Annotated in this window: 30 protein-coding genes and 1 tRNA gene; 11 read left to right on the top strand and 20 right to left on the bottom strand. The window is 60.8% G+C overall.

Going from position 1 to position 23,109, the window contains the following annotated elements:
* Window positions 1-284: 284 nt before the first annotated feature.
* Window positions 285-515 carry a hypothetical protein gene (locus L6639_RS10850; protein WP_237861421.1) on the bottom strand — a complete coding sequence of 77 codons (231 nt, stop codon included), beginning with the start codon at window positions 513-515 and terminating at the stop codon, window positions 285-287.
* A gap of 1,237 nt (window positions 516-1,752) precedes the next feature.
* Here L6639_RS10850 and L6639_RS10845 point away from each other — a divergent pair.
* From L6639_RS10845 to L6639_RS10830, 4 genes are all read left to right on the top strand, one after another.
* Window positions 1,753-2,751 carry an acyltransferase family protein gene (locus L6639_RS10845; RefSeq protein WP_338076533.1) on the top strand — a complete coding sequence of 333 codons (999 nt, stop codon included), beginning with the start codon at window positions 1,753-1,755 and terminating at the stop codon, window positions 2,749-2,751.
* Window positions 2,752-3,627: 876 nt separating this feature from the next.
* Window positions 3,628-3,921, top strand: coding sequence for a hypothetical protein (locus L6639_RS10840; RefSeq protein WP_237861417.1), 294 nt, complete (start codon window positions 3,628-3,630; stop codon window positions 3,919-3,921).
* A gap of 45 nt (window positions 3,922-3,966) precedes the next feature.
* Complete coding sequence (locus tag L6639_RS10835) at window positions 3,967-4,233, top strand: hypothetical protein (RefSeq protein ID WP_237861415.1); 267 nt, start codon at window positions 3,967-3,969, stop codon at window positions 4,231-4,233.
* Between the two features lie 156 nt (window positions 4,234-4,389).
* Window positions 4,390-4,548: a hypothetical protein gene (locus L6639_RS10830; protein WP_237861414.1), complete on the top strand. Its 159-nt coding sequence runs from the start codon at window positions 4,390-4,392 to the stop codon at window positions 4,546-4,548.
* An 809-nt stretch (window positions 4,549-5,357) separates the two neighbouring features.
* On the opposite strand, the gene L6639_RS10825 is transcribed toward L6639_RS10830, so the two are convergent.
* From L6639_RS10825 to L6639_RS10815, 3 genes are all read right to left on the bottom strand, one after another.
* Window positions 5,358-5,771 (bottom strand): hypothetical protein, encoded by a 414-nt coding sequence (locus tag L6639_RS10825; protein ID WP_237861413.1) that lies wholly within the window; start codon window positions 5,769-5,771, stop codon window positions 5,358-5,360.
* A gap of 657 nt (window positions 5,772-6,428) precedes the next feature.
* Complete coding sequence (locus tag L6639_RS10820) at window positions 6,429-6,941, bottom strand: hypothetical protein (RefSeq protein ID WP_237861412.1); 513 nt, start codon at window positions 6,939-6,941, stop codon at window positions 6,429-6,431.
* A complete protein-coding gene (locus L6639_RS10815) occupies window positions 6,938-7,462 on the bottom strand; it encodes a hypothetical protein (protein ID WP_237861411.1) in 525 nt (174 codons plus the stop codon). Before L6639_RS10815 ends, L6639_RS10820 begins: the two co-directional genes overlap by 4 nt.
* 82 nt (window positions 7,463-7,544) lie before the next feature.
* Here L6639_RS10815 and L6639_RS10810 point away from each other — a divergent pair, with 82 nt between their 5' ends.
* The 3 genes from L6639_RS10810 to L6639_RS10800 all read left to right on the top strand — a co-directional run bounded on the left by L6639_RS10810 (window position 7,545) and on the right by L6639_RS10800 (window position 9,077).
* A complete protein-coding gene (locus L6639_RS10810) occupies window positions 7,545-7,748 on the top strand; it encodes a hypothetical protein (RefSeq protein ID WP_237861410.1) in 204 nt (67 codons plus the stop codon).
* A 269-nt stretch (window positions 7,749-8,017) separates the two neighbouring features.
* Window positions 8,018-8,188: a hypothetical protein gene (locus L6639_RS10805; RefSeq protein ID WP_237861409.1), complete on the top strand. Its 171-nt coding sequence runs from the start codon at window positions 8,018-8,020 to the stop codon at window positions 8,186-8,188.
* 13 nt (window positions 8,189-8,201) lie between these two features.
* Window positions 8,202-9,077 (top strand): hypothetical protein, encoded by an 876-nt coding sequence (locus L6639_RS10800; RefSeq protein WP_237861407.1) that lies wholly within the window; start codon window positions 8,202-8,204, stop codon window positions 9,075-9,077.
* Between the two features lie 147 nt (window positions 9,078-9,224).
* Here L6639_RS10800 and L6639_RS10795 read toward each other — a convergent pair whose 3' ends face one another.
* From L6639_RS10795 to L6639_RS10735, 13 genes are all read right to left on the bottom strand, one after another.
* Window positions 9,225-9,827, bottom strand: a complete 603-nt coding sequence (locus L6639_RS10795; RefSeq protein WP_237861405.1) for a hypothetical protein — start codon at window positions 9,825-9,827, stop codon at window positions 9,225-9,227.
* Window positions 9,828-9,845: 18 nt separating this feature from the next.
* Window positions 9,846-10,124 carry a hypothetical protein gene (locus tag L6639_RS10790; protein ID WP_237861404.1) on the bottom strand — a complete coding sequence of 93 codons (279 nt, stop codon included), beginning with the start codon at window positions 10,122-10,124 and terminating at the stop codon, window positions 9,846-9,848.
* Between the two features lie 10 nt (window positions 10,125-10,134).
* A complete protein-coding gene (locus L6639_RS10785; protein WP_237861403.1) occupies window positions 10,135-10,422 on the bottom strand; it encodes a hypothetical protein in 288 nt (95 codons plus the stop codon).
* Complete coding sequence (locus L6639_RS10780; protein ID WP_237861402.1) at window positions 10,419-10,676, bottom strand: hypothetical protein; 258 nt, start codon at window positions 10,674-10,676, stop codon at window positions 10,419-10,421. The genes L6639_RS10785 and L6639_RS10780 overlap by 4 nt, the downstream gene beginning before the upstream one ends.
* The gene (locus L6639_RS10775; protein WP_237861401.1) at window positions 10,676-10,990 is read right to left on the bottom strand and encodes a hypothetical protein; all 315 of its coding nucleotides are present in this window, start codon (window positions 10,988-10,990) and stop codon (window positions 10,676-10,678) included. Before L6639_RS10775 ends, L6639_RS10780 begins: the two co-directional genes overlap by 1 nt.
* A gap of 11 nt (window positions 10,991-11,001) precedes the next feature.
* Window positions 11,002-11,430 (bottom strand): hypothetical protein, encoded by a 429-nt coding sequence (locus L6639_RS10770; protein WP_237861400.1) that lies wholly within the window; start codon window positions 11,428-11,430, stop codon window positions 11,002-11,004.
* Window positions 11,427-12,140 (bottom strand): hypothetical protein, encoded by a 714-nt coding sequence (locus tag L6639_RS10765; protein ID WP_237861399.1) that lies wholly within the window; start codon window positions 12,138-12,140, stop codon window positions 11,427-11,429. Before L6639_RS10765 ends, L6639_RS10770 begins: the two co-directional genes overlap by 4 nt.
* Window positions 12,127-12,426 carry a hypothetical protein gene (locus L6639_RS10760; protein ID WP_237861398.1) on the bottom strand — a complete coding sequence of 100 codons (300 nt, stop codon included), beginning with the start codon at window positions 12,424-12,426 and terminating at the stop codon, window positions 12,127-12,129. Before L6639_RS10760 ends, L6639_RS10765 begins: the two co-directional genes overlap by 14 nt.
* Before the next feature lie 33 nt (window positions 12,427-12,459).
* On the bottom strand, window positions 12,460-13,134 hold the full coding sequence (locus L6639_RS10755) for a hypothetical protein (protein ID WP_237861397.1): 675 nt from the start codon (window positions 13,132-13,134) through the stop codon (window positions 12,460-12,462).
* A 784-nt stretch (window positions 13,135-13,918) separates the two neighbouring features.
* On the bottom strand, window positions 13,919-15,157 hold the full coding sequence (locus tag L6639_RS10750) for an AAA family ATPase (protein WP_237861395.1): 1,239 nt from the start codon (window positions 15,155-15,157) through the stop codon (window positions 13,919-13,921).
* Window positions 15,157-15,603: a hypothetical protein gene (locus L6639_RS10745; protein ID WP_237861394.1), complete on the bottom strand. Its 447-nt coding sequence runs from the start codon at window positions 15,601-15,603 to the stop codon at window positions 15,157-15,159. The genes L6639_RS10750 and L6639_RS10745 overlap by 1 nt, the downstream gene beginning before the upstream one ends.
* Window positions 15,600-15,875: a transcriptional coactivator p15/PC4 family protein gene (locus L6639_RS10740; protein ID WP_237861393.1), complete on the bottom strand. Its 276-nt coding sequence runs from the start codon at window positions 15,873-15,875 to the stop codon at window positions 15,600-15,602. The genes L6639_RS10745 and L6639_RS10740 overlap by 4 nt, the downstream gene beginning before the upstream one ends.
* A gap of 9 nt (window positions 15,876-15,884) precedes the next feature.
* Window positions 15,885-16,076, bottom strand: coding sequence for a helix-turn-helix domain-containing protein (locus L6639_RS10735; protein WP_237861392.1), 192 nt, complete (start codon window positions 16,074-16,076; stop codon window positions 15,885-15,887).
* A 133-nt stretch (window positions 16,077-16,209) separates the two neighbouring features.
* Here L6639_RS10735 and L6639_RS10730 point away from each other — a divergent pair, with 133 nt between their 5' ends.
* Together L6639_RS10730 and L6639_RS10725 are read left to right on the top strand one after the other, a co-directional pair.
* Window positions 16,210-16,728 (top strand): hypothetical protein, encoded by a 519-nt coding sequence (locus L6639_RS10730; protein WP_237861391.1) that lies wholly within the window; start codon window positions 16,210-16,212, stop codon window positions 16,726-16,728.
* Window positions 16,721-17,929 carry a tyrosine-type recombinase/integrase gene (locus tag L6639_RS10725; RefSeq protein WP_237861390.1) on the top strand — a complete coding sequence of 403 codons (1,209 nt, stop codon included), beginning with the start codon at window positions 16,721-16,723 and terminating at the stop codon, window positions 17,927-17,929. Before L6639_RS10730 ends, L6639_RS10725 begins: the two co-directional genes overlap by 8 nt.
* A 72-nt stretch (window positions 17,930-18,001) precedes the next feature.
* On the opposite strand, the gene L6639_RS10720 is transcribed toward L6639_RS10725, so the two are convergent.
* Window positions 18,002-18,077, bottom strand: a tRNA-Trp gene (locus L6639_RS10720).
* 151 nt (window positions 18,078-18,228) lie between these two features.
* On the opposite strand from L6639_RS10720, the gene L6639_RS10715 reads away from it, so the two are divergent.
* Window positions 18,229-19,449 carry a serine hydrolase domain-containing protein gene (locus tag L6639_RS10715; protein WP_237861389.1) on the top strand — a complete coding sequence of 407 codons (1,221 nt, stop codon included), beginning with the start codon at window positions 18,229-18,231 and terminating at the stop codon, window positions 19,447-19,449.
* Between the two features lie 203 nt (window positions 19,450-19,652).
* Here L6639_RS10715 and L6639_RS10710 read toward each other — a convergent pair whose 3' ends face one another.
* Together L6639_RS10710 and L6639_RS10705 are read right to left on the bottom strand one after the other, a co-directional pair.
* Window positions 19,653-20,420 carry an SDR family NAD(P)-dependent oxidoreductase gene (locus L6639_RS10710; RefSeq protein WP_237861388.1) on the bottom strand — a complete coding sequence of 256 codons (768 nt, stop codon included), beginning with the start codon at window positions 20,418-20,420 and terminating at the stop codon, window positions 19,653-19,655.
* 79 nt (window positions 20,421-20,499) lie between these two features.
* Complete coding sequence (locus L6639_RS10705) at window positions 20,500-21,195, bottom strand: histidine phosphatase family protein (protein ID WP_237861386.1); 696 nt, start codon at window positions 21,193-21,195, stop codon at window positions 20,500-20,502.
* A 133-nt stretch (window positions 21,196-21,328) separates the two neighbouring features.
* Here L6639_RS10705 and L6639_RS10700 point away from each other — a divergent pair, with 133 nt between their 5' ends.
* Window positions 21,329-22,114 carry an SDR family NAD(P)-dependent oxidoreductase gene (locus tag L6639_RS10700; RefSeq protein WP_237861385.1) on the top strand — a complete coding sequence of 262 codons (786 nt, stop codon included), beginning with the start codon at window positions 21,329-21,331 and terminating at the stop codon, window positions 22,112-22,114.
* Window positions 22,115-23,109: the final 995 nt, after the last annotated feature.

Here is a 23,109-nt window from a genome sequence, read left to right as displayed (position 1 = left end):
CTTCAACGCCGCCTCGATGGTCTTGAGCCGCGTACCTCGAGGAGCTCTTCCCCTCTGCCGCTTGGGCTTCGATGATCTGGACGCTCTGGCAACTAGCCACAGATCGCTACCGCAGCTGGCGCATTCATACAGCTTCAGCTCGTAGCCTTTGACCACGGGGAAAATAGCTTTGAGCAGTCGAGCTTGGCTACAAACCGTGCATCCGGCTTCGCCGTTCACGATCGCCCCCTTTGGCCCAATGATAGGGAATTAGGACTGAGTCTCGATTCAGGAGCAATAGCGGTTCACGCTGGCGGGCCTTTGCCTTGGGACCAGCCCTCAATCAAGCCGCGCATAATTCGCGCGAACATCGTCGCCAGATCGAGCGCTTGCTCGCGGAGCATTTGCTTCGGCCTCAGCCGACGCGACGGCAGGTCGTCGAAGTAGCAGTAGACACTCCGACGACCATCAGCGAAGCGCACCTCGAAGCTGCCGGTGCCAGGCACGGCTTCGTGTTTGATGAGACGGACAGTCATGTCGCCATCGAAGCGCCGCGCCGGCGAGAGTCAAATCGTCAATCGGTGGTGGCTCGGCGCACGCGTGAGATACTGCGCGTCGTGGGTGTGGGAAAGTAAGAGGCGCAGCAGGCGCGCGGTTTCCGCCCGCTCATCTAGGAAGCAAATATCGTTTTTTCTTCACCTCGGCTGACGGATCGAACGTCGAACCGGACAGGCTTTCTCCAAATCGCGATCCTTTTTGCTTCCTCGATTGCATCCCGCTCGTTGAGGGCCTTAATTGGCAGGGCGTCGCACGCGAGCCCGCCCGGCTTCGTCACGTCGGGGAAATAACAGTCCATCATGAAATGAGACATGGGGAAGCCCCGCTAACCGCGCTCGCTCATCGTTCGCATGATCGCACGATTCGCCAAGGTTGCAGTGAGATAGGCAGACTACGTGCCGTGTTTGGCTACTTTTTGAGGATCAGCCGCAACTCCCGTGCCATGCGCCGTACCGATCCGATGTGTCGGCCGAGAGCTTCCGCTATTTCAGCGGCAGTCCGGCGGCGTGCCAGCCACGCTAGCCGTCTCTGTTCCGCCGCGGTCCACTCTTTGGCCTTGGGTGATTTCATTTCGAGATGATCTGACTGTCGCAGTCGGGGCGACATTGGGAAATTTCCGGGTGGTGCCGGCTCTTGACGGGTTGGCACGGCGGGGAGTCTGATCGTCGGCATCGGCAGCATCAGCACGACTTCGACGAGCTCGCGCGCATGGAGCCGGGATCTGGCAGAGGAAAGCGCCCTGCCCCTGGAGCGCGACGCGCTGCTCGATCTGGCAGCCAACTATCGCGCTGCTACCCAGGCGCTACTATAGCCGATTTGCCGGTAGCGCGGGCTCGTCAATTTCCTGATAAGTCATTGAGATTGCTTGGCAGGAGTGGCAGGGCTCGAACCTGCGACCCCCGGTTTTGGAGTGCGGGCGGCATCGTACCATCTGGTGCCGCCCTGTAATATTGCGTAAGGAAATCAAGCGGCCCTGCCCGCCCCTTGGTCCACCCTGTCCGTCTGGTTCTGTCCCGTACTTTCGCCTTTGGGTCCACAGTTGGGTCCAGATGCGCACCATGCGCGCGAGTCTCGTCGATGTCGCGCTGATGCTGCCCCATGCGGCGGATCAGACTCCGGGGGCGATCGAATTGGTATACTAAGTAGAGAATTCGAATGACTGATCAACCAAAATGACTTAACCCGGCCGTCAATCTTATCTGATCAGCCCAGGCAGTGCCCTCGCATCAGTTTATCCCGCGTCTTGAGTCGTTGCGTGGTCTCGCCGCCGTTTCGGTAGTGGGTTTCCATGCATACGGCATGTTCCACGACAGCGCGGTTACAGGCATGGCGCCTGTTGTGCTCTTCTTTGTGTTGAGCGGGTTCGTCCTCTCGCGCTCGCTCGATAGAAATTCGAGCGCTATCAGATTTTTCCGCCATCGCGCCTTCCGGCTTTTGCCTGCTGCCGCGGGCACGGTATTGCTGCTCTCCACGCTTCATGCCCTATTTGGTTTCTATGTCGGGTTCGAGGCCTCCTTTGCCTGGACGAATATCGTCCTGAACGCATTGCTTATCAAAAGCGACATCAACGGCGTCATGTGGTCACTGACCGTTGAGTGCGTCGCCTCTCCGCTCATTCTGTTATGCTTCGGACTCCATCGAACGTACGGGCCGCGTCCGCTGATCGCTATGGCGATCGCACTTGCCGGTATCTCGTCATGGGGTCCCTATAGAGACCTTCTTGGCGGCTTCACCAATCTGGCACCGCTCTATGCTTTCGTGATCGGCGTCCTTTTGCATTTCGCCTCCCATGCCGGCCATGTGCCGCGATTTCGCGTTGCGCGTACGGCCGTCGCACTTTCGGTCTTGCTTATCTGCGGCTTGCGAAAGCAAACCGCGCTAACGATTTTGGGGGAGACCGTTGGTTCTGCCATGTTGATCCATCTCGTCGCCCTAAGCGATCGGGATCGGCTCTTCGCGTTACTAGATTTGGCCCCGGTTCGTTTTATGGGCAGGATTTCCTATAGCTTCTACCTGCTGCACCCAATCGGCCTGACTCTGGCGGCAAGATCCGGCACACAATCTTCGCTCGTGATTTTTGCAATGGCTGTCGCCTATACGATTCCTCTAGCCTGGTTATCGTGGCGCTTTTTCGAAATGCCTTTCATCAATTTTGCCAAGACTCGACCTCAAGACAAAACTCCGGTCATTCGCCCTCAACTCTCACCCGAATAATAGCGCCTCTTCCACACCCTCGACGCGCTGAAGGGCGCGCGCTCATTGCTGCACTTGCAAAAAACGGCCCCAACACAACCCGGCGGAGCCGCTGGAGGCCTCGACAATAATGGGGGCCGCCGAGGCTTGCTAAGGTCTAAGGGCATTCGGCAATCGGGTCTGTATACTTTGGGCATAGGCGGCCCTCGCCGCTCTCTAGTGGCCACTCACTTTGCTTTTCCGTGCGCACAACGCGCAGTAGCTGCACACGCGTGCCGTCGCCGCGGCGTCAAGACCATTCGGGGCGTATCATAGAAAACTATCTTCTAATGGCGCTTTCGCTCGGCTCGACCGTCCATGTACATCACCACGCCGAATGTGACGCCTAGGGCCAACATGGCAACACCGCCGGTAATCAAAAACCCTGCCACCATAGCCCGCCCAGTATTCCTGAAGCCATCAAGGCGGCAATTCACGTTATGGTACAGGCGTGTAACAAACCCACCGACAGCGCTGTTCCTCAGCAGTTGTAGCACTTCGGCTACAGCATTCGTCGATCGTCGTTGCTAACTTCTGCGGCGTGTGGAGGGCCAAGCATGTCATTTGAAGTCGCTCAGAGCATCGACCAAGAAGTACGGCGCACGGAGATTGCATCAGGTCAGATCGTAACGATCCAACAACGTGCAGTTAGTGTCGATGTCTCAGACTCGGCAAAGCAACCGGCTGATCCGCTTGAGCCGTACGTACCCGGCAAATGGAGTTGGGGGCCGGCCAGATCTTCCACCTTCTGGTAGCGAACTTAGCTGGATCACCTACGACGCGCTGTAGCTCGCACGCCCTCCGAGCCACCACCGATTGACAATTTGACTATGGCCAGCGCCGCGCTTCGATGGCGCCATGCCACGCCCGCGACACAAAGACCGCACCGAGCCTGACGGCCGCCCGCTCAAGATCACGCTGGGGGATCTGCGGTCGACCGGCGTGCGTGATCTGATTGTGTTTTGCCAGGACTATCGGTGCAGCCACAACGTCAAGCTGCCAGCCGAGTACGTCGACCGATGGCCGGACGGAATCAGAATTTCCCAGCTTGAGCCGCGCTTCATCTGCACGGCATGCGGCATGCGCGGATCGAACATCGTCGCGGGCAGCAATAGCACCGAGCTAGCCATCCAACCTCGGTCCCGTAAGTAAGAATCGGCTACCAGATCGGCATCAATTGCGTCTGGAGCACGAACTATGAAATTGATGAGCGACCGACCTTACACTGATCCAGAGGCTGCGGCGCGCAAGCTGATCGAGCTCGCCAAAGGCGTCGAGGCGGTCCAAGACGGTCGCATTCACATCGAGAAGATCAACGCGCCATTTCTGTTCACGCTCAAGGCCAGCGGTGCCGAGTTCGGAGCCGGCATCAAATACGCGATCGACCAGGGATGGCTCGAGATGCACGAGAGCGGTACCTATGTGCGGCTCTTGTCGCCTGGCGACAATCTCATGTCGCGCTGACCACCCGTAAATTTCACAGGAACGAAGGCCGCCCCCCGGGCTTGTGAGTCTCGCTGGCCCGCCGTCGGGCTGGCGGAGCGGCCCCGGCCATCCCCCCCAGCCCCCTGAAGCCGGGGCGGCTCTCCGCCGTGTCATGGCCCAACGGAAGAGGGATCAATGACCGTCTTCATATACGTCAATACCGCCAAGCAGGTCGGCGATAAGGACCACATCAAGGTGTTCGCGACTGTCGACGCCGCGGAGAAATGGTTTGAAGAAAACGACCCCGAGGGCGTGGCGTTCGAATACGACGTGATAGGCCCCGCGCCAGCGTGACCGGCGTGCTCGAAAACTTCGCTGGGAATAGGAACGTTGGTTGTACTGCCAAGTTTTCCCGACGCCCATCGAAGGGCACTCGCTAGCCCCAGCTCGCTGACCCCGACTGAGCTGGGGCTCTTTTTGCCCTTCGGGCGCGTTCGCATACGAGGCTTCTGGAACAGGCGGAGGCATGCCATGAGGCCGATTGGTATCGCGTTGCTCGTGTTTCTTTGCTTCGCGGCAGGCTATGCGACGGTTGTCTTGCACCACGACCACAGCCTGACCAGACAGTTTCGGGAAGAATGCCGACAGTCACACAGTGAAGCGGACAAAGTGGCGGAATGCGTGACCAACTCGGCGCTTCGGCACGCAAGGCAAGCGCAACTGCCTTAAGGGCGCACATGATGCGAAAAGGCCCGCCAGCGCGGACCGGCGCATTTTCCCACTCACCACGCGCAGTAGGTCACGGGCCGTTCAAGCCACCACCGATTGACGATTTGACTCTCGCCGCCGCCGCGGTTCGATGGCGTCATGACGAAGGCAGAGAATCGAGCAGCCGCGAAGGCCTGGCGCGAATATCGTGAGCAACAGCGCCGCGAGGCCGACCGCGCTGCTGACATTGCCGCGGACCTCGCCGAGCTCGACCGACTGCGCCGCTACCTCATCTTGGACGGCGCGCCCACGGCGCAGACGCAGAGAAGCTGCGGAGCGCGATCGACGACTACGTCGAGCAATTCACCGGCGACAGGACGAGGCCGCACGCTGGATCGTCCAGCATTGGATGAAAGAGGCCGCCAACTCATCTCTGGCGAGCCTCGTCATCGCAGTTATAGCGATGCTTTCGCCTGCTTGACTGCTGCCTCTGCTTTCGGCCCCCAACTGCCGAGCTGCTCCGCGGCTATCATCAGATTCTCACCTGCGCGCATCGGGTCGTACCCAAATAACTTGAGGTAGGAGGTCGCTAGCTTTTCGCGCTGCCCGAATGCGATGATCGTGGCGCCGAGCCAGCGTAGCTCGTGCCGGGCGGCGGCCAGCTTTTTTGCAGGTCCTCGCTGCGTCTCACCCTCCGGGCACTCGGTTAAGGAAATCTGCCCCTCGCACTCGTCCAAAACAATCAGCTGGCGCAATGCTTCCTCTCGCAGATCGAAAAATACCCGGATCGGCTGCGCGACAAAGGACGTCGCGAACCAGGCTGCTGCGCCAACGATCGCCGCGCCGACTAAACCAAGGACATACGTCATTGTTTCCGCTGCCCGGAATGGACAAAACTCAGCGCGCTCGTGCCGGATTGCGCTGCGCGCCACTAACGACGGCCTTGAAACAGTTTAAGCTCACCTCAGGTTCCGGCGCAGGAGATCTAATCGCCCAACCTCGGTCCCGTAAGTAAGAATCGGCTACCAGATCGGCATCAATTGCGTCTGGAGCACGAACTGTGAAATTGATGAGCGACCGACCTTACTCTCTCGATCCGTAGATCATAATCAGCGGTTCAAATTTGGAAAGAAGCCCGCCTGCGCGACCCGGTGAAACTTACGACGGTGGGTCAAGAACTAAAAAGCCGGTGCTATAAGGTCAGCCCCAAGGGCGGCTTTTGTTGAGTGGAGGACTCATCACCATGCCAAAACAGGTCGCGATAGCATTCTGGTCATTGGGCGCTGCTTGCGTTGCAGCATTCAGCATGGCCGCAATTGTAGCTCACCACTAGAAGGCAAAGAAAAACCCGCCGACATGGGAGCCGGCGGGTTCTCTATGCCCATGCGTGTACGCGGTACTCGTCACCAATCCGCGATGACTTACTTTAACGCGCCACCTGTTGACAGCCGGTTACCGCCTCAGCCGCCGTCTGTGCGTCATGAGTCTCTGGCGATCCCGCCGTCTATGTGCTCGGCGACGGCGCTTCATTGCTCCTCCTCGTCCGACTGGCCGTCACACTTGCCCTTGCCGTATTTCGCTATGCGCCTGAGAGAGAGCCGCACGGTTTGAAGCAGGGTGAACGCCAGCGTCTGGCCGTTGCTGACACCGGTTGCGATCTCCGGCGGCAATAGCGAGAAGTTTTTTTCGAGGTACAGCAGCAGGTCGACCAGTGCCTTCAGGTCCGTAGGCATGACGATCAACAGCTGCCGAGCGGCCTCCGTCATTTTGGCATAGGCTTCATAGGCTTTCAGGTGGGCATCCGCGATCTGTGCCGTCGGCAGGTTTCCGTCCTCGATCGCTTGCACGCGGGCGAGCGCTTGCCCGTAGGCAAATCGCGCTGCAATGTGACAATCAATGTCCACCTGAACCTGTTTGCGATCGCGGCTCGCTAACCGCTCTCGCTTGAGGTGGTTGGGTTCGAATGTCGATTTTGGCTTCTCGGCATGAGGACGTCCGGGCTGTCCTCGGCCTGGGAAAAGCTGGGTGATGTTGCTCATGCTGATCGCTCCTCGCGCTGGCAACTGCGCTCGATCAGCTCGAACATCGATTGCAAGAACAAAATTTCGAAATCTCTGAGATTGCGGCCCGACTCTTCATCGCCGTTTTGGTTCAGCACCACCTTGGCGACGCTCGCGAGCGACCAGATCTCAACCGTCCGAGCTGCTTCCGTTTTGCGGATTAGACGCGTGAGCTTGCGCAGAACGGCATCGCGCCGCTCACACACCCCCTCAACGACAATTTCTGCGACGGTGGAATTGCCAGTGTGCTCGGCGATCCAGGCGCCGTTCCAGAGGCCATTCAGCGCCGTATAGGTCACGGCGGCCCTCATGATCTTGGATTCTCGGTCAAGCTCCTCCTCGGACTTCGGTGGAGGAGCAAGCCTCTTCACCTTGGCAATGGTGCCCAGAGGCGCGGGTGCGGCAGGCTCAGCCGCAGCGCGGGCGGCTGACAAGTCAATGACGTTGCTTGCAGACGAGTTTAGGGGTGGCGTGCTATGCACGCTGTCAGCTTCGGTCATCTTGAATACCCTTCTGTGATCGAGGTTAGAGCCGAGCGGAATTCCAACTTCCGTTTCGGCTCGATTTATGTAAACTGAAAATATGAAGAAAGCAATTTCCGTAAACAAAAAATCGCGTGGTCGACCGAAGAAGGCTGGTGGCGTCTATCCGGTATCAGCCGTCCGCCTGTCGCCCGAGGTCGGCGCTGCAGTCGACAAATGGGCCGGCAGCCAGGCGGACGCTCCGACGCGCTCCGAAGCTATCCGCCGGCTGGTCGAAATCGGGCTGAAGGCCAAGGGGAAATAATGGATAAGGCAATCGCTGTGATAGGTGTTGCGGCTTCGTTGGCCGCGGCCGGACTATGGCTCTGGGGATCACTCATCGACGTCCCAAACAACATTGACACAATCGTCGGAGAGCTTCAGCGCATTGGCAAAGTAAATGCCTGGGCGGCGACGGCCGCACTTGTCGCGGCTCTTTGTGCCGCTCATGCATTTTGGAAGCAAATCACCTGATTTCGAGGTCGATCCGTTCCGCTATTGCGCTCGCCCTTCGGTTGCGGAATCAATCAGCCCATGGTCGACGACTCAGATTTCGACAAGCTCGGCGTTGCGGAAGGGCGCGCGCCTGAGTGGCAAGAGCAAAGTGGGTCGCGCCAGGCCGCTCCAAAAAAGCGCTTTCCTAAACTTTTTCTCGTGTGTATTGCGGCTCTGGAACTCGAAGGGGTAGCATCGGAGGAGATTTAGCGCAGGGGGGCGCTTGGTGCGGAAATGGTGGGTCGTTTGGCCGCTCTATGCCGGCCTTATGGGCTTTGCGCTGGGCGCGAGCTTCTTCTTTGCTTTGTATGGCCGCAACGTGACGGAAAGCAGCATAGCTTCCCAGCATGAACAACAGGCCACCAACGAAGCAACCAAGTCCAAGAAAGACGAAACCGACGAAGCGCTCGCTTACTATACGCTTTGGTTGATGGCCTTCACTGGCGTTTTGGCTTTCGCCACGGTGGGATTGGGCATTGCCACTGTTCTCTTGTACGGAACCGGCGAAAAGCAATTTCGGTTCGCGATCCGCTCCAGTATCAAGCAATCGCGCGACATGCGGGCTTCCATTGCCGCAGCTCAAGCCGCCGCACGCTCCGCCGCTGACGCCGCCTATTCTGAGCGCGCATGGATGTCCATGGATGGATTTGATCAGGCCTTGTCGACTGATTTGATCACCGAAGACGGCCGTTATCCCGAGGCGATAGGTATTGCCCCGAAATGGAAGAACACTGGACGCAGCCCAGCCATTAGGGTCGAAATATTCACAACAATGCGGGCCGAACGCATCGATGGCCCAATCCCAACATTTGAAACTCCGCCCCCTGAAGATTCCGGCGGTATCGTTGGCCCCGGCCTCGGCGGCATTGGCGTGCACCAATGGATTTACGGAGACAATCTCGGACATTTCCGTCTCGGTGCCGTCAGATGCTTCATTTACTCCCGCGTGAGGTACCGAACCATTTTTGAGCCGGATTTCGTGAGGACATCCGAAATCTGTTTCAGCGTTCAATTTGACGGTTTGTATCGCGGCCCAGACGGCGCAATGGTGCCTCGCCTCATCTATACAAATCGGGGCTCCCAAAACACCGCAACATAGAGAGAGTGCGGCTAAACCCGCGAGGGCAATCACTTCCAGCCTCTTGTGGCGCTTGCGCCATAACACCGCGATCGCTTGTTGCGTTCTAGCTGGCGTCTGAACGCTCGCCGCTCGCATCAATCCGTTTGCCGCCCTTGCTGACATCGGTCAGTACAAGCTGCCAATCCCGCCATCGAACCCAACGGCGGATCCGGCGGCCTGTCCTGCCGGAGCAGCGGCACCGCCCGTGAACAGCGATGCCACTCCGATAATTCCCTTAGCGATGCCGGTTATTGTCGCGCCTTCCGCGGCCCTGTCGGCGGCGTTCGCCGATTCCTCATCCGCCTGCGCGGCGATGCCGGCCGCTTTCTTCATGTTCAGATACGACTGCTGCTGTTCCTGGTAGCCGGCCTCGGTAATAAGGCCCTGCTGTCCGAGCACCGATTTTGCGAGCGATGCCTGCCGTGTGCTGTCGGCCAGAACGTCGAGCGCCGAGCCGGACTCCGCAAGGCCCGCACCGCCGATGGCCGCATGGGTGCTGCCGATTGCCATGGTCTGTTCGCGCTCAAGCTGGGTCTGCTTGATCGCGGTCGAGACCTCCGTGAATTTCGCATTCTGGCTGGCGAGATCAGCCGCGAGTCCGTAGTTCTCGCCTTCGATCCGATCGCCTTGCGCCTTGAGCCGCAGCGCACTGCCCTTGGCGCGGTCAGCGTCGGCGGCGAAGAGATCGCTCACCGCGCCGGCGATGCTGTTGAAGCCCGAGATGTCCAAAGCCATGCTGAAAGACCTTCAGTTGACGGATGGGCGTGTTGGGCAAGCGAGCAGTAGAAGTCTCCTCATTCGACACAGCTTGCTCGGCATCGAGATGTCGTTGCGGCTCACAACAATGTTCATCTGCTGGATAATAGGCTCCAGGAGCCTCTCGCGTTCGGCCTTGGCGCTCAGCGCGTGCAACACTCGCTCGACCTTCCGCAAGTCTGCTTCCAGCGAACAATCGTCTCGGACTGCTGCGACAACTTCCGGGCATTCGCGGACTTCAGCCATGAACGCCTCTAATCGCTCGTTCATGTGCTGCTCCCTAGAACGGGATCTCGCCCTGCGAGCGCAAAAGGTCTTTCGCGAGGAAGACCGCGGCCTGCCGAGCGGATTCTGCGGCGAACAGATCCGCAACCTTCTGCGTGTTCGCCGATTTCACAGCGGCGTCGAATGTGGATGCGCCGCTGGGGAAGCCGGGACGATAACCGGTGAGAACGCTTGCTGCGGCAAGCGTTCCCTGCCGGGTCGCCTCGGCGTTGGCAACGGCAACGGTCTTGACCACGTCGGCAGCCTTGATCGACGACCGCATGGTCTCCTGGTTCGCGCTCATTGAATTTCGTCTTCGTTGTTAGGCTTGCCGCAAGCTTCAGCGAGCAATAGCCGTGATCGTTCATACTTGATGCGGAACGGGACTGGCGAGCGAACGAGAGTGCGGAATTCATCCCACTTCTCAAGTGCGGCCGGGCTCTCGATCGTCTCATAGATGCCTTGGATCTCGTCGCGCATGACGTCGACGAGATGCTCGGCGTGGAGCTCCAGGCCGGTCCGATATTCTTTGAGGAATAGCTCCAGCTCGGGCCACATCAGCGCACCGCCGGTGCTGAGCGAGGATCGAACGCATTCTCAAGGCCCTTGTGCCAACCGAGGCGCATCTTGGCCTGCTCCGCCGCGTCCTTCTCACGCTCCTGCGCGATGAGGCTTTCAGTCACGGGATTGGCGGCGCTGCCGCGGCCGGTCTCAATGGGATAGCCCTTGGCGTCGATCCTGTAGTCGTGACCAAAAACGTCCTGGCACATCTTATGATCAGCCTGGGCCGGTGAATGGCCCTTCTCCTGCCACTCCGCGGCGGTGCGCGGAAAGGTTGGGCCGCCAGTCTTGTTCTGCACACGTTGCGTCATGTTCTTCTCCGTTAAGCTGCCGGCTTGACCGGCGATGAAATCAGGATGCTGGACAGCGTGGCTTCGCGACGCGCGGTCACATCGCCGGTCATGTAAAGCTCTCGCCATTTGGGGTCCGCGAAGTGCGACTGGCGCCAGCGCAGCGCGGCCGCATGTTCCTCGGCGGAGATCGGGGTCCGATCAATCAGGTGATATTTGATGGTTTCTTCCGAGACGCCACGGTCGCGCGCGAAGTCGATGGACAGCGATCGATCCATCTGCTGATCTGCCTGAGCTTGCCCGGCAATCACCTCGTTGAGCGAGTGCATTTCTGTCCGCTCGGCGGGGCCGCCGTTCAGGTATCGCTCACGCCATTCGGCATTGCCAACCAGCTCGTCGCGACGAGCCTGCGCGCTCGCCGGATCAACAGGGGTGGTGGTCGTGACGAGCGTCTCGGTCATTGCTCGGCAACCTCCGAATTGCAGCGCTTGAGATCGCGCCGATGCATTCTCTCGATGCGGTCCTCGATTGTGGCGATGATCGTCGCGCCAAGGCGAGGTAAGCTCGTCGCAATACTCTCCGAGGCTTTCGGGTTCATCACATTCATGAGCCCCAGCGCTTCCGCCTTTGGAAGCAACCCCGTCTTGCCAGGGCCTGAGTACCTGAAAAGTTCGTTTGAGATGAGGCCATCGAGCCCGCACGGAAATGCCCGGCCATCGATGATGCTCTCACCCCGGAAAGCGAAGCCATGCACCATGCCAAGGTCGCGCGGGGCCAGGTTCTCAATCAGGAAGCTCGTGTCGATCAACTCGCGATAGGTGTCGACAATCTCCTTGGCGAGTTCGGAGAAGCGTACCGCGGCCTTGTCCCGTTTCTGAACGGCGGTTTTGATCTTGCCGAGCGTGGTGCGCAGATCGCTGTGATGCGCCTCGACATCGGCGATCTCATCTTGCTTCCGCACCAGAGTGAGCGCTGCCGACAATTCTGCCTCGGCGCTGCGCAGCGACTCGAGCTTCTTGCGATGCTCAGCTAACTGGCCCGCCGCGCCGGCCTTGCCCTTCACCGCGGCAAGCGCGAGCTCGGCGGTCTCGGCCTCAAAAGCGGCAACCGCTGCGCGCGCGCCGTCGATCTTGGCGATAATCACCGGGGCGATGGGTTCATGCTGTTGCATCGCCGCTCGCTTTCGATTTGAACGCCCCGTAAAGCGCGGGATGCCGCACGCAAGCCTGAGGATCGGACCGGAGGTAGTCGACGACCCATTTCGGGTCGCGCAGGTTGGCTTTGAAGCGCTCGGTCTGGACCTCTTTCGGGGCCGCACCGATACCGCATTCGAAAATGAAGCCAGTGATCTCGCAACGCTCGGCCTCGGCGCCGTAAACGCGCTTTTCAGCGTCGGTCAGCGGCACGCCGCGAAACACCGGCGGCCAGCCAGGCAGGCCCACGATCTCGGCAGTCATGCTACGCTCCGCGCGGCTTCCGGCTGCTGCTGATCAGTCCTGGGCATCAGGACGTCCTCCAGGAGGATCGAGATTAATTGACTCGGCGTTCGCCTCTGCTCCGCTGCCTTCACTTTGATCGCAGTCGCGAGCTCCGGCGTGGGTCGAAAGCTCAAGTGCGGCTTTTGTGGTCGCGACATCGCTGTCCTCGGTTATGGTCTGGACGTTGGTGGACGAAATCTGCGCCGAGTTGCTGATGCCGATCAACGCACCATCAAGACCACGCTGTCGCCGCTCGTCCCTCTCGCGGATAAACGCCTTGTCCTTCAGGGTCCCCGCGATCGAAAATTTCGGCGGTGTCTCCGGGTCCGGACGCTGGCTTTTCACCCACCGGTGTTGCACGCGGGCGATGGCTTCGGGATCGTCGACCATGATCAGCATCTTGCCGACGGCCTGCATGATCTCGCCGAGAGACTGATTGCCGTACATCTTCGGCGGGTTCGGTGCCATCACCTTGCTCGAGTAGCCGTCGGGCAGGCCTGAGATGTGGTCGATCGTGGCAAAGGTGATGCCGCGCGCCCGCTTTGCGTCTCGCAGAGCCTGCCGAATTCCGGCTATGTCGCGGATCGGGGTTGGCTCGGCCGGCTCATCCGCTGGGACGGCCTCAGGCGGGCTAGCGGTGGCCGGTGGTGAGTCGTTCGGGGCGCGGGCTACTTTCGCCCGCGCCAATGCCGGCGAGATCGTCCAGAAGCCCGGCCGCGACGCGGCGCCCCTCTCGCCTTCGTTGAACGCGAAGCTCGTCTGATCCGCGATTTCTTCCAGGTCTCGCGTCATCAGTCTTCCACCGGTGCAAAGGTGGACGATGTTTGCGGAGGGACGCCTTTAAATTTTTCGAAGGGCCGCGAAAGAATGGTGGAAGGTCGATAATCAGAGCGGCCAGGCGTTCTTCCCCCACCCCCACTGGGTGCCGGGTTCTTTTGCCCCCTCGCCCAGCCAAACATCGCCATCGATCCAGGTTTCGCCGCCGATTGCCTCGCGCGCGCATTCCCTACCGATAGATCCGTTTCACTGCGCGCGTATTTTAGTGTCCTTTCGCCGTCACCGGATGAGCAAACCGGTGCCAGGCAAGCGATATCAACGCGATGAGAGGCGTTGGACCCAAAGCTGGACCCGTAACGGTTATGGTTACAAGCTATCCGTTTGCCCAGCTGCCGAAGCTCGAGCGGCATAATGCACGAAACACAGCGTTGCGAGCGGATCATATGCTCGGAGTTACCGTGCGCATCAGGATGAGGAGGTCCTTTTGCCCCTCTTGCGTCCCTTCCCTTTTTCGGGTCGCCGAACCGACGGGCCCACCGGCCCAAGGCGGGGCTGCGATCCGCCCGGGGTATAAGGGGGGAAAGAAGCAGGGGGATCGCAACGGATCGCAGGCAGATAGAAGGTTGATTGGTATGGGGATCGCAGGTGGATTGCAGGGTGTTTTGAACGGATCGCAGGGGGATCGCAGGCATGGTCAGGCCTTCCGCGCGATGCATTTGGTGCCCTTAGACTTCGGGCCATAGGGGACGTTCTCGATAGCGCCGGTGGCGAAAAGGCGCTCCTGTGCGGCCTGGAATGCGCGCCACGTCATGCCGCCAGCCTGGGGCATTTCTGCGAACGTCTTGGGCGCGTAGCTGCGTCCTGGTGCGTGGCAGACGTGGCGACCCTGCGCCGTCACCGCGTCGAGGCATTCAAGGTAGCGCTGCTCGGCGTTGGCGTGAGCTGCAGCCTGATGCGGAGCACTGGCGGTGCCCTCCATCACGAAGCACCCGTCCTCCCATTGCAGCGTCACCTTCTCGCCCGTCGGCCCGTAGTTCGATTTCTTCACCTCGAGCACGCGGCCTGGAATGCCGCCGTCTGTCTGCACGGTCTCGAGATGCAGGCGCGCTCGTGTCGCATTCTGCCAGTCCATGCTGCCGCCGCGGCCGGTGCCGCTGGTGATGCCGGACAAGCTCGGGTGGTCGAGCAGCAGCACCGCACAGTCGACGTCCTGGGCGAGGCGGCGGAACAAGCTGACAAACGTCCGCGCACTTACGCGATCGTTCTGGCTGCCTCCGAATGTCGCCGCTATGCTGTCGACAACGATCAGGGCCGGCCGGAGCTCGGCGGCGGCCCGCGCCAATCCCTCGAACAGCGGCGTCGGGACCATGACCCCGTCGGGCCGCGACACAGCTAGCAAGCAATTTTCCGGGCTGGCGAAGTGGAAGTGCAGTTCTTCGATCTCGTCCGGATTGAGGCCGCGCTTCTCGGCGACGCGCACCAGCCGCCGCCGCATTTCGTGGTCCGGCTCTTCGGCGCTGAAAAAGATCACAGGCCCAGCCTCTACGGTGGTGCCTAGCCAGTCACCAAGGCCACAGGCGACGGAAACGGCCAGTTGCAGCGCCACCGTGGTCTTGCCGCCGCCGCCGTCGCCGGAGAGAATTGTGGCGTCGCTGGCAGGGATCCGGCTTGTGGCTAGCCAGCGCATGCGCAACAGCGCTACGCCGCGCCATGTCGACGGGCTGACAAGTACCAGCGCCCCCGCCTGTGTGATCGCAGCATTGGCAGGCCGGCGCTCGTCAGTCGTCGCCGCTTCCGGCTCCGTCGGAGCACCACCACCGAAAGCATCGAAAGAGTCGACGGGCGGCGGCTCGTCGTGTGACGCGGTTTCATCTCTGAAGCCGAGCTCCTCGAATACCCGCAGCGCCATTGCGCGATTTGCCGGGCTGAGCATTACGCGGCCTCCAAGGTCTCGAGCAGCGCAGCCGCGTCGTCGGGGTGATTGCGCAGCCAGGCCGCAAGCCGCTCGGCATCGCCGGTGCTGACAACAAATGCGAAAGCGTCCCTCGTCGACTGCGACGTGCTGTAGACCCGTTTCTCGACGATATCTGCCGGTTCTGCCGAAGGAAGCTCGCCCGTCCAGCGCCAACGATCGCGTCGGTCATCAAGCTCCCATTGCATCAGAAGCCGCGAACCATAGTCCGACGGCAAATCTTCTTCTGGCGCGAATGCCTCGGCTATGGCCGCCTGAATGGTGTCAACGCAATACGCGTCGATCATGCCCCACAGTTCAGCATGACGTTGCACACAATCGACCGCGTCGATCTTTTCCAAGATGCCGTTGCGGCGCCAACCGGCGTAGTCGTGGCAAAGCTCCTGGAAGTCGGTGATATCGCTCATTCGGCGTCCTCGCCGTCGATGAGCTTGAGCTCTTCCGCCTTCGCAATCGCACGGCCCAGCGCGTTGTGGAGGTCACGCAGCCTCCGAACGCTGATAGCAATTCCCTTCGGCGACGCCTTTAGGCGGCCATCGCGGTCCATAATCCACTTGCGGATATCGACGAGGTTGTTGCCCTGCCACGTCTGCAAGTTGACGACGACGGCATCATGCTTGCGATTGATCCAGCCCTTGTAGACCTCGATCGGCTCGGCGATCTCTGGACGCTTGGCCATGGATGCCCCCTAGGCCGAGGCCAGCAGTTTTTCGAGCGCGCTATCCGGAACGAGCAGGCGATTGCCGATACGGATCGTAGGCAGTTCGCCGTTTTTTGCGGCCGTATAGGCAGAAGCCCGACTGATGCCGAGGATCTTTGCAGCTTCGTCCACAGTGCGCGTGCGGCGTTCATCCTCTGATTTCGCTGAGCTTTTCAGCATTGTCAGTCTATCCCATGTCAATCGGTGACAAATTGTCCTTTACGCGGACCGTCAACTATGGTTCGATTACGTACAATCTGCTTGTAGATTACGTCAAGCAATAAAATTTCATTCGCTAGGGAAAGTTGTGGAGATGGCCAGAAAGCAGAAGCCCGCGCCGGAAAAACCGAAACAACTGCCGGTCTCTCTCACCCCTCACTTGAGGCGAGAACTGGAGGCCGCTGCCGCAAAATCCAGCGTCAGTCTGGGGGAGGAAGTGCGCCGGCGGCTGTTTCAGAGCTTCGCCGACGAAACAGTGGACGTTCGCACGCGGGATCTCGCTGATGCCGTCATTAGCTTGGCGCTCGATGTGGAACGAGAAACAGGTAGCTCCTGGCACCAACATCCTGCCGCAAACCGAGCCCTTCGCTTCGCAATTACCGCGCGTCTTGCCCGGTTGAAGCCGGAGGGGGATCCCTCGTTCAAAGCCGGCGAGCTTCCTGCAAACCGGATCATCACTTCGTCCGACGACCCCGAAGCGATCGGTCAGACAATCGAAGCCTTTGATTTCAAATCCAGGAGCAACGAGCGCCTAAAGCTCGAAAATGAGCGCACGCGGCAAGCAATTTTGGCAAGGAACCCCATGCTGAGAAAGGACCACGAGCATGAGTAAGCGAGGGCACGGCGAAGGCGGGATCGACGAGCGCGGCGAAAACATCTTCCGCCTGCGCTGGCGCGCGAACGGCAAGCGTCACACCAAAACGTTTCACGGCACGAAGGTTGAGGCCCGCAAGGAATTACGATCCCTCACCAGCAAGGTCGATACTGGCGAACACGTTGACCCGAACAAGATCACGGTCAGCCAGTGGATTGACCAATGGATCGCCGCCGGCGCCCCCGGTCGAAAAAAGCAGAAGGTTGGTCAGCGCACTCTCGAACGTTACGAGGAGCTATTGCGCGTCCACGTGAAGCCGAAGCTTGGTGATAAAATCCTGCAAAAGCTCAAGGCTACTGAGATTGACGATCTCTATGGCGAGCTCGAGCAGAAGCTTGCTCCGATGACGGTGAACCACGTGCACCGGTGCTTCAACTCGTGCCTATCGACGGCCGAGCGCAAGGGGATGCTGGCGAGCAACCCCATGACTCGGATCGAGCAGTTGCCGTCGGCCGGCGAGAGCGATCACGGCCTCGCGCTCGACGAGCCAGACCTGAAAACTCTCGTCACCGGGTTTAAGCCGTCGGCGACGATGTACGTCCCCGTTGCTGTGGATGCAGCAACCGGTGTCCGTCGCAACGAGCTGCTAGCCTTCCGCTGGATCGACTTCAATCCTGAGCAGAAGACCATCCGGGTCGAGCGCGCTCTGGAGGTCACCAAGAAGTTTGGCATCCGCTACAAGCCACCCAAGACGTGGCGTGGGAAACGTACGATCGCGCTGGATGACGGCACGGTGGCCTTGCTGCTGACTGAGCGGGAAAAGCACCAGCGGTTGCTGGCGGGCATACCTGACGGAGTCGAGGTCGATATGAGCCTGGTCCGGCTGCCCGAGGATGCCCTGATCTTTCCGGCCGGTGCAGACCTCACCAAGCCGCGGGATCCGAGCGCCTTCTCGAAGACGTTCCGGCGCTCGGTCGACGCCCTTGCGAAGTTGTTCCCGAAGGTTGGCTTCGAGGGGTTTGAATTCCACCACCTCCGCGGCACCCATGCCACTTTGCTCCTAGACAAGGGCGTGCCGGTGCACACCGTGGCCGAACGGATCGGAGACGATCCTGCGGTGTTGCTGAGGAACTACGCCAAGCGCAAGCGTAAGCAGACGGCCGACACCTCGGTCGCAAACGTCATCAACGCTATCTCTGCCGGAATTCTTGGGTCCTGACCGTTTGGGTCCAGCTTGGGTCCAAGTTCAGTGTCTGTTCGAGGTGATGCCGGCTTATGTGATTGATTTTGCTGGCAGGAGTGGCAGGGCTCGAACCTGCGACCCCCGGTTTTGGAGACCGGTGCTCTACCAATTGAGCTACACTCCTACGAACCTGCGTCGCCGCGGCTCAGGGGCGCTTTCAAGCACAGGGGACGACCGGATTGCAAGGGAGAAGCGCATTGGGGCCGCTTGTTCACAGAGCCGCTTCTGGGCCAGTGTTGCGCCCGAACGACAAGAAACCGCACCCGGGAGCCCCCATGAACGCCCATGCCGCCACGACAGCTGCCTCCGTAGCCCGGACACCCGCCCTGCCGGACGCCCGTCCCGAAACCCTCGGCCTGTCGCGGCCCCGCCTGCAGGCGATGTCGGATGCGTTCAAGCGTGAGATCGACAAGGGAACCATCCCCGGCGTGACCGTTCTTGTGTGGAGAGGCGGTCAGGTCGGCTGGTTCGAGGCGCTCGGCAAGCAGTGTCCGGCGGGACCAGCGATGGCGCGCGATTCGCTCTTCCGGATCTTTTCGATGACCAAGCCGATCGTGTCGGTTGCGGTCATGGCGTTGGTCGAAGATGGACACCTTCTGCTGGGCGATCCCGTGGCCAAGTTCATTCCGGAATTCGCCAATCAGAAGGTCGGCGTAATCAGCGGCGGCAGGCTGGAGCTGATTCCGCCGAAGCGGCCGATGACGGTGCAGGACCTGCTCCGCCACACGTCTGGTTTGACGTATGAGCACCAGGGCGACGGCCCCGTGCACAAGCTCTATCAGGAATCCCGCGTCCGCAGCCGCAAGATCACCAATGCCGAGCACGCCGCCCTGGTGGCGAGCTTCCCGCTGGTCTGCCACCCCGGCGACGAATTCAACTACAGCCGCTCCACCGACATCCTCGGCCGCATCATCGAGGTCATCAGCGGCAAATCGCTCGGCGCATTCCTGACCGAGCGCATCCTTGCGCCCTTGCAGATGACCGAGACCGGCTTCTCGACCTCCGAGGCCAATGCCGGCAGGCTCGCCCAACCGTTCGAAGCCGATCCCTGGACCGGCGATAAGGTCGCGCTGTTCAACATGCTCGAGCAGCCGGTGATGGAATCCGGCGGCGGCGGTCTGGTCTCGACCACGATGGACTATGCCCGCTTCGCCCTGATGCTGCGCAATGGCGGCACCCTCGACGGCGCCAGGGTCATCGGCCGCAAGACGCTGGAGCTGATGGCCTCCGATCACCTCGGCCCTCACGTTCAGACCAACGGCACGCTGCTCCCGCCCGGCCACGGCTTCGGTCTCGGCTTCGCCGTGCGGCGCGAGGCCGGCATCGCGCCCTTCCCCGGCAGCGTCGGCCAGTATTTCTGGAGCGGCATTGCCGGCACGTTCTTCTGGATCGATCCGAAGGAGGATCTGTTCACGGTGTTCATGAGCCAAGGCCCGGGACAGCGTGATTTTACGCGGACCTTGGTGCGGGATCTGGTTTACGCGGCGGTGGATTGAGGTCTGCGATTGGGCGCGAAGTCTTGCTAGTCGCGACACCGTATCCACACACTCGCTGTCATGCCCCGGCTTGACCAGCGCATTCAGTACGCCGCAGCGGAAGTTCGTTCACATAACTTCCGCCGCGGAGTACTGGATCGCCCGCTTTCGCGGGCGATGACACCTGTCATTGGGCTAGCTGCACGCCCTTCCCGCGCGACGCCTCAACTAATCGTCGCGCCGCCGTCGATCACCATGGTCTGGCCAGTCATGAAGTCACCGGCTTTCGAACCCAGGAACACCGCCGCGCCTGCGATCTCGTCGGGAATGCCGATGCGCAGCAGCGGCGAACGCGAGGTCGAGGCCTTCAAATTCTCCGGATTGTCCCACAGCGCCTTGGCAAAATCGGTCTTGATCAAGCCGGGCGCGATGCAGTTCACGCGGATGTTGTGCTTGCCGTATTCGCAGGCGAGATTGCGCGCGAGCTGCATGTCGGCAGCCTTGGAGATCGCGTAGGCGCCGAGGATGGTCGAGCCCTTCAATCCGCCGATCGACGACACGATGATCACCGAGCCGTCCTTGCGCTCGATCATCTGCGGCACCACCATCGAGATCAGCCAATTGTTGGCGACGATGTTGTTGTCGAGAATCTTGCGGAACTGATCGTCGGAGATGCCGGCGAGCGGACCGTAATACGGGTTCGACGCGGCGTTGCAGACCAGCACGTCGATCCTGCCGAAGGCGCGGTTGCTCTCGTCGACGAGGTTTTGCAGATTCTCTTTCGATGAGATGTTGGCGGCGATCGCCACCGCAGTGCCCTTGCCGAACTTGCCGTTGATGTCTTTGGCGACCTGCTCGCAGACATCGGCCTTGCGCGAGGAGATCACGACCTTGGCGCCGTGCTCTGCCATGCGCTCGGCGATCGCAAGCCCGATGCCGCGCGTCGAGCCGGTGATGACGGCAACTTTACCCTTCATGTCGAACAAGGTCATGCTTTCCTCCCAGATTGGTCTTCGTATTCAATGTCATTCCGGTGCAATGCGAAGCATCGAACCCGGAATGACAATTCTCTCACGCGAGTTTCTTGACTTCCGGCCCCGACGGCTGATGCATCTCGGCATGGGCGTCATCGGCGATCCACGGCTGCTGGTTCACCATCGGCAGACGCCAGACCGAGCGCTCGGGGCTTGCGAAATAATCGAGCCGCGTGATCGAGACATTGTCGATATCGAACGACAGCGCCCGCTCGACCTGGCCGTCAAGTGCAAGGCCGATTGCCGCCTTGATGGTGCCGCCATGCGCGACCGCGATCACGTCCTGCCCGGCCGCCTCGTTGTTGATCCGCTCGATGGTCCGGCGCGTCCTGACATAAAGATCCATGAAGCTCTCGCCGCCGGGCGCGGGCTCGTTGATATCAGCAAACCAGTTCGAGCCGAGGGGACGGCTGGCAATAAAAGCGGCGCGGTTCATGCCCTGCCAGCGGCCGAGATTCTGCTCGGCGAGGTCCGCTTCCCGCTGCATTGACGCGGGCCGCGGATAGCCCGCCTCCCAGATCGCTTCGGCGGTTTGATGCGTGCGCATCAGATTGCTCGAATACCAGACCGCCTGGCGTGGCAGCACCTTGGCAACGGCATTGAAGACGTAGGTGTCGCTGGTGTCGCAGGGCAGATCGCTCTGCCCGTAGATGTTGCCGCCGTCGTTTCGCACCGGCGCATGCCGGACCCACCACCACCGCGTCGTGATCACAGGCTTGTCTTCGGCTGCCATCGAAACCCTTCCATCTCGTGTGATGTCGCTGTACGTGAGGTGTGAACGTGTCTCAAGACACTTTACTGTTTGAAATCTTGTTTGAAATTCCGTCGCGCGGCAAGCGTCGCGTGCGAAGCAAAGGGAGAAACGCATGGGCCGCCTGCAAGGCAAATCCGTCATCATCACCGGCGCCGGCAGCGGCATCGGCCGCGCGGCTGCGCTCCTGTTCACTAGGGAAGGCGCCAAGCTGATCGCGGTCGATCGCACCGAGGCGGTGAAAGAGACCGTCGACGAAGTGAAGAAGGCCGGTGGCGTCGCCGAGGCGATGATCGCCGACGCGGGCTCCGAAAAGGACGTCATGGCGTTCATCGACAAGGCCGTGACGACCCACGGCCGGCTCGACGTGATCTGGGCCAATGCCGGCATCTCCGGCGGTCTCGTTCCGCTCGGCGAGCAGACCGTCGAGCATTGGCAGGAGGTGCTCCGCATCAATCTGATCGGACCGTTCCTCGCGGTGAAACATGCGATGCCGCATATGGTGAAACAGCAATCCGGCGCGATCGTGCTCACGGCGTCGGTGGCAGGCCTCAAGGCCGGCGCCAGCGGGCATCCCTATGCCGCGAGCAAGGCGGGCGTGATCAGCCTCGTGCAGACCACGGCCTATTCGCTCACCGGCACCGGCGTGCGCATCAATGCGGTGTGCCCCGGCCTGATCGAAACCGGCATGACCAAGCCGATCTTCGATCGCGCCAAGGAGCGTGGCACCCAGGACAAGATCGGCCAGCTCAACCCGCTAAAGCGCCCCGGCCAGCCGCACGAGCTCGCCGCGATGGGATTGTTCCTGGCGAGCGACGAAGCGTCGTATGTGAATGGGCAAGCGTTCCCCGTGGACGGTGGCCTGACGGCATCGATGCCGTATACGGGCAAGCCGGTCTGACACGTGCTCTCCGTGTCCCGGACGCGCTGCAGCGTCCTTACGCTGCTGCGCAGAGCCGGGATCGAGCAAGCAACCGAGTCCGCTGTGGCATGGGCCCCGGCTCTGCAGCGCACCGCACCGGACGATGCTTCGCATCGCCGGGGACGCTGCGCTGCGTCCGGGGCACGAGACGGTTGCTTTTGGGCACACCTGCATCAACACCGTCATTGCGAACGTAGCGAAGCAATCCAGAGTCTTTCTGCGGTGGCAGTCTGGATTGCTTCGCTACGCTCGCAATGACGGAGTGAGGTGCATCGGCATCGCCCTATTGTTTGCGTCTTCCTCTCAGACACATTTTCGCATCCTCGGGGCTCATCTCGCCCGAGTTTTGCTTCATCGTCTCACCCTCCTCTGAAAGAGGGCGCAGGGAAGACCGGGTGCAAGGCTGGCACCCGCGGTCCACTGTGCGATATCTGCGCTACAACAGGCTGCACGGCGGCATACAGGTGAAGCCGAAACATCCGGCCTTCCCTGCGCAGTGGTTTGACGGCTTATGTCGTGATCTCCCCGGGGAGCGATGCACTATTGCCCCCGTCGTCTCGCAGATGACTGATGTGCACGCCCGGTTGGACATCGCACATCATCACGAGCCTTGGCGCACAGGCTCCGGGCGCCAGGACCACACGGTTTTGCCGTACGCGGATCACACCGGTCGTTTGCGCGAGGTCTTCGCTCACGGTTGCCCGCCCTGCAAAGCCCTTCGCGCCGACGTGACCCACGCCCACCCGTCCGGCCCGCGTCGTGACGATCGCGATACGCCCCTCCTCCATGGGCCGGGCTGCGCGACACATGCGCCGTTTCCGAATTTCGGTAAAGTGGAATGTTTTTGCCGGCGGATAATGCCCTACGCCCAGGGTGTTTTGCCCGCCAGGCAACGCAAGGTGTTGTGGCCTCGAAGCCCGGAACCTCGATGTTGATTTGCCGGACTGGCCGTCACATTGGTATGGTTCATGCAG

Source organism: Bradyrhizobium zhengyangense (assembly GCF_022012555.1).
Classification (GTDB): Bacteria; Pseudomonadota; Alphaproteobacteria; order Rhizobiales; family Xanthobacteraceae; genus Bradyrhizobium; species Bradyrhizobium zhengyangense.
This window is presented reverse-complemented; position numbering and strand designations above follow the sequence as displayed.

What these genes read in the sequence shown, in the direction of transcription:
- L6639_RS10850 (WP_237861421.1), bottom strand. Translation starts at nt 515, where the DNA reads ATGACTGTCCGTCTCATCAAACACGAAGCCGTGCCTGGCACCGGCAGC.
- L6639_RS10840 (WP_237861417.1), top strand. Translation starts at nt 3,628, where the DNA reads ATGCCACGCCCGCGACACAAAGACCGCACCGAGCCTGACGGCCGCCCG.
- L6639_RS10835 (WP_237861415.1), top strand. Translation starts at nt 3,967, where the DNA reads ATGAAATTGATGAGCGACCGACCTTACACTGATCCAGAGGCTGCGGCG.
- L6639_RS10830 (WP_237861414.1), top strand. Translation starts at nt 4,390, where the DNA reads ATGACCGTCTTCATATACGTCAATACCGCCAAGCAGGTCGGCGATAAG.
- L6639_RS10825 (WP_237861413.1), bottom strand. Translation starts at nt 5,771, where the DNA reads ATGACGTATGTCCTTGGTTTAGTCGGCGCGGCGATCGTTGGCGCAGCA.
- L6639_RS10820 (WP_237861412.1), bottom strand. Translation starts at nt 6,941, where the DNA reads ATGAGCAACATCACCCAGCTTTTCCCAGGCCGAGGACAGCCCGGACGT.
- L6639_RS10815 (WP_237861411.1), bottom strand. Translation starts at nt 7,462, where the DNA reads ATGACCGAAGCTGACAGCGTGCATAGCACGCCACCCCTAAACTCGTCT.
- L6639_RS10810 (WP_237861410.1), top strand. Translation starts at nt 7,545, where the DNA reads ATGAAGAAAGCAATTTCCGTAAACAAAAAATCGCGTGGTCGACCGAAG.
- L6639_RS10805 (WP_237861409.1), top strand. Translation starts at nt 8,018, where the DNA reads ATGGTCGACGACTCAGATTTCGACAAGCTCGGCGTTGCGGAAGGGCGC.
- L6639_RS10790 (WP_237861404.1), bottom strand. Translation starts at nt 10,124, where the DNA reads ATGAACGAGCGATTAGAGGCGTTCATGGCTGAAGTCCGCGAATGCCCG.
- L6639_RS10785 (WP_237861403.1), bottom strand. Translation starts at nt 10,422, where the DNA reads ATGAGCGCGAACCAGGAGACCATGCGGTCGTCGATCAAGGCTGCCGAC.
- L6639_RS10780 (WP_237861402.1), bottom strand. Translation starts at nt 10,676, where the DNA reads ATGTGGCCCGAGCTGGAGCTATTCCTCAAAGAATATCGGACCGGCCTG.
- L6639_RS10775 (WP_237861401.1), bottom strand. Translation starts at nt 10,990, where the DNA reads ATGACGCAACGTGTGCAGAACAAGACTGGCGGCCCAACCTTTCCGCGC.
- L6639_RS10770 (WP_237861400.1), bottom strand. Translation starts at nt 11,430, where the DNA reads ATGACCGAGACGCTCGTCACGACCACCACCCCTGTTGATCCGGCGAGC.
- L6639_RS10765 (WP_237861399.1), bottom strand. Translation starts at nt 12,140, where the DNA reads ATGCAACAGCATGAACCCATCGCCCCGGTGATTATCGCCAAGATCGAC.
- L6639_RS10760 (WP_237861398.1), bottom strand. Translation starts at nt 12,426, where the DNA reads ATGACTGCCGAGATCGTGGGCCTGCCTGGCTGGCCGCCGGTGTTTCGC.
- L6639_RS10750 (WP_237861395.1), bottom strand. Translation starts at nt 15,157, where the DNA reads ATGCTCAGCCCGGCAAATCGCGCAATGGCGCTGCGGGTATTCGAGGAG.
- L6639_RS10745 (WP_237861394.1), bottom strand. Translation starts at nt 15,603, where the DNA reads ATGAGCGATATCACCGACTTCCAGGAGCTTTGCCACGACTACGCCGGT.
- L6639_RS10740 (WP_237861393.1), bottom strand. Translation starts at nt 15,875, where the DNA reads ATGGCCAAGCGTCCAGAGATCGCCGAGCCGATCGAGGTCTACAAGGGC.
- L6639_RS10735 (WP_237861392.1), bottom strand. Translation starts at nt 16,076, where the DNA reads ATGCTGAAAAGCTCAGCGAAATCAGAGGATGAACGCCGCACGCGCACT.
- L6639_RS10730 (WP_237861391.1), top strand. Translation starts at nt 16,210, where the DNA reads ATGGCCAGAAAGCAGAAGCCCGCGCCGGAAAAACCGAAACAACTGCCG.
- L6639_RS10725 (WP_237861390.1), top strand. Translation starts at nt 16,721, where the DNA reads ATGAGTAAGCGAGGGCACGGCGAAGGCGGGATCGACGAGCGCGGCGAA.
- L6639_RS10715 (WP_237861389.1), top strand. Translation starts at nt 18,229, where the DNA reads ATGAACGCCCATGCCGCCACGACAGCTGCCTCCGTAGCCCGGACACCC.
- L6639_RS10710 (WP_237861388.1), bottom strand. Translation starts at nt 20,420, where the DNA reads ATGACCTTGTTCGACATGAAGGGTAAAGTTGCCGTCATCACCGGCTCG.
- L6639_RS10705 (WP_237861386.1), bottom strand. Translation starts at nt 21,195, where the DNA reads ATGGCAGCCGAAGACAAGCCTGTGATCACGACGCGGTGGTGGTGGGTC.
- L6639_RS10700 (WP_237861385.1), top strand. Translation starts at nt 21,329, where the DNA reads ATGGGCCGCCTGCAAGGCAAATCCGTCATCATCACCGGCGCCGGCAGC.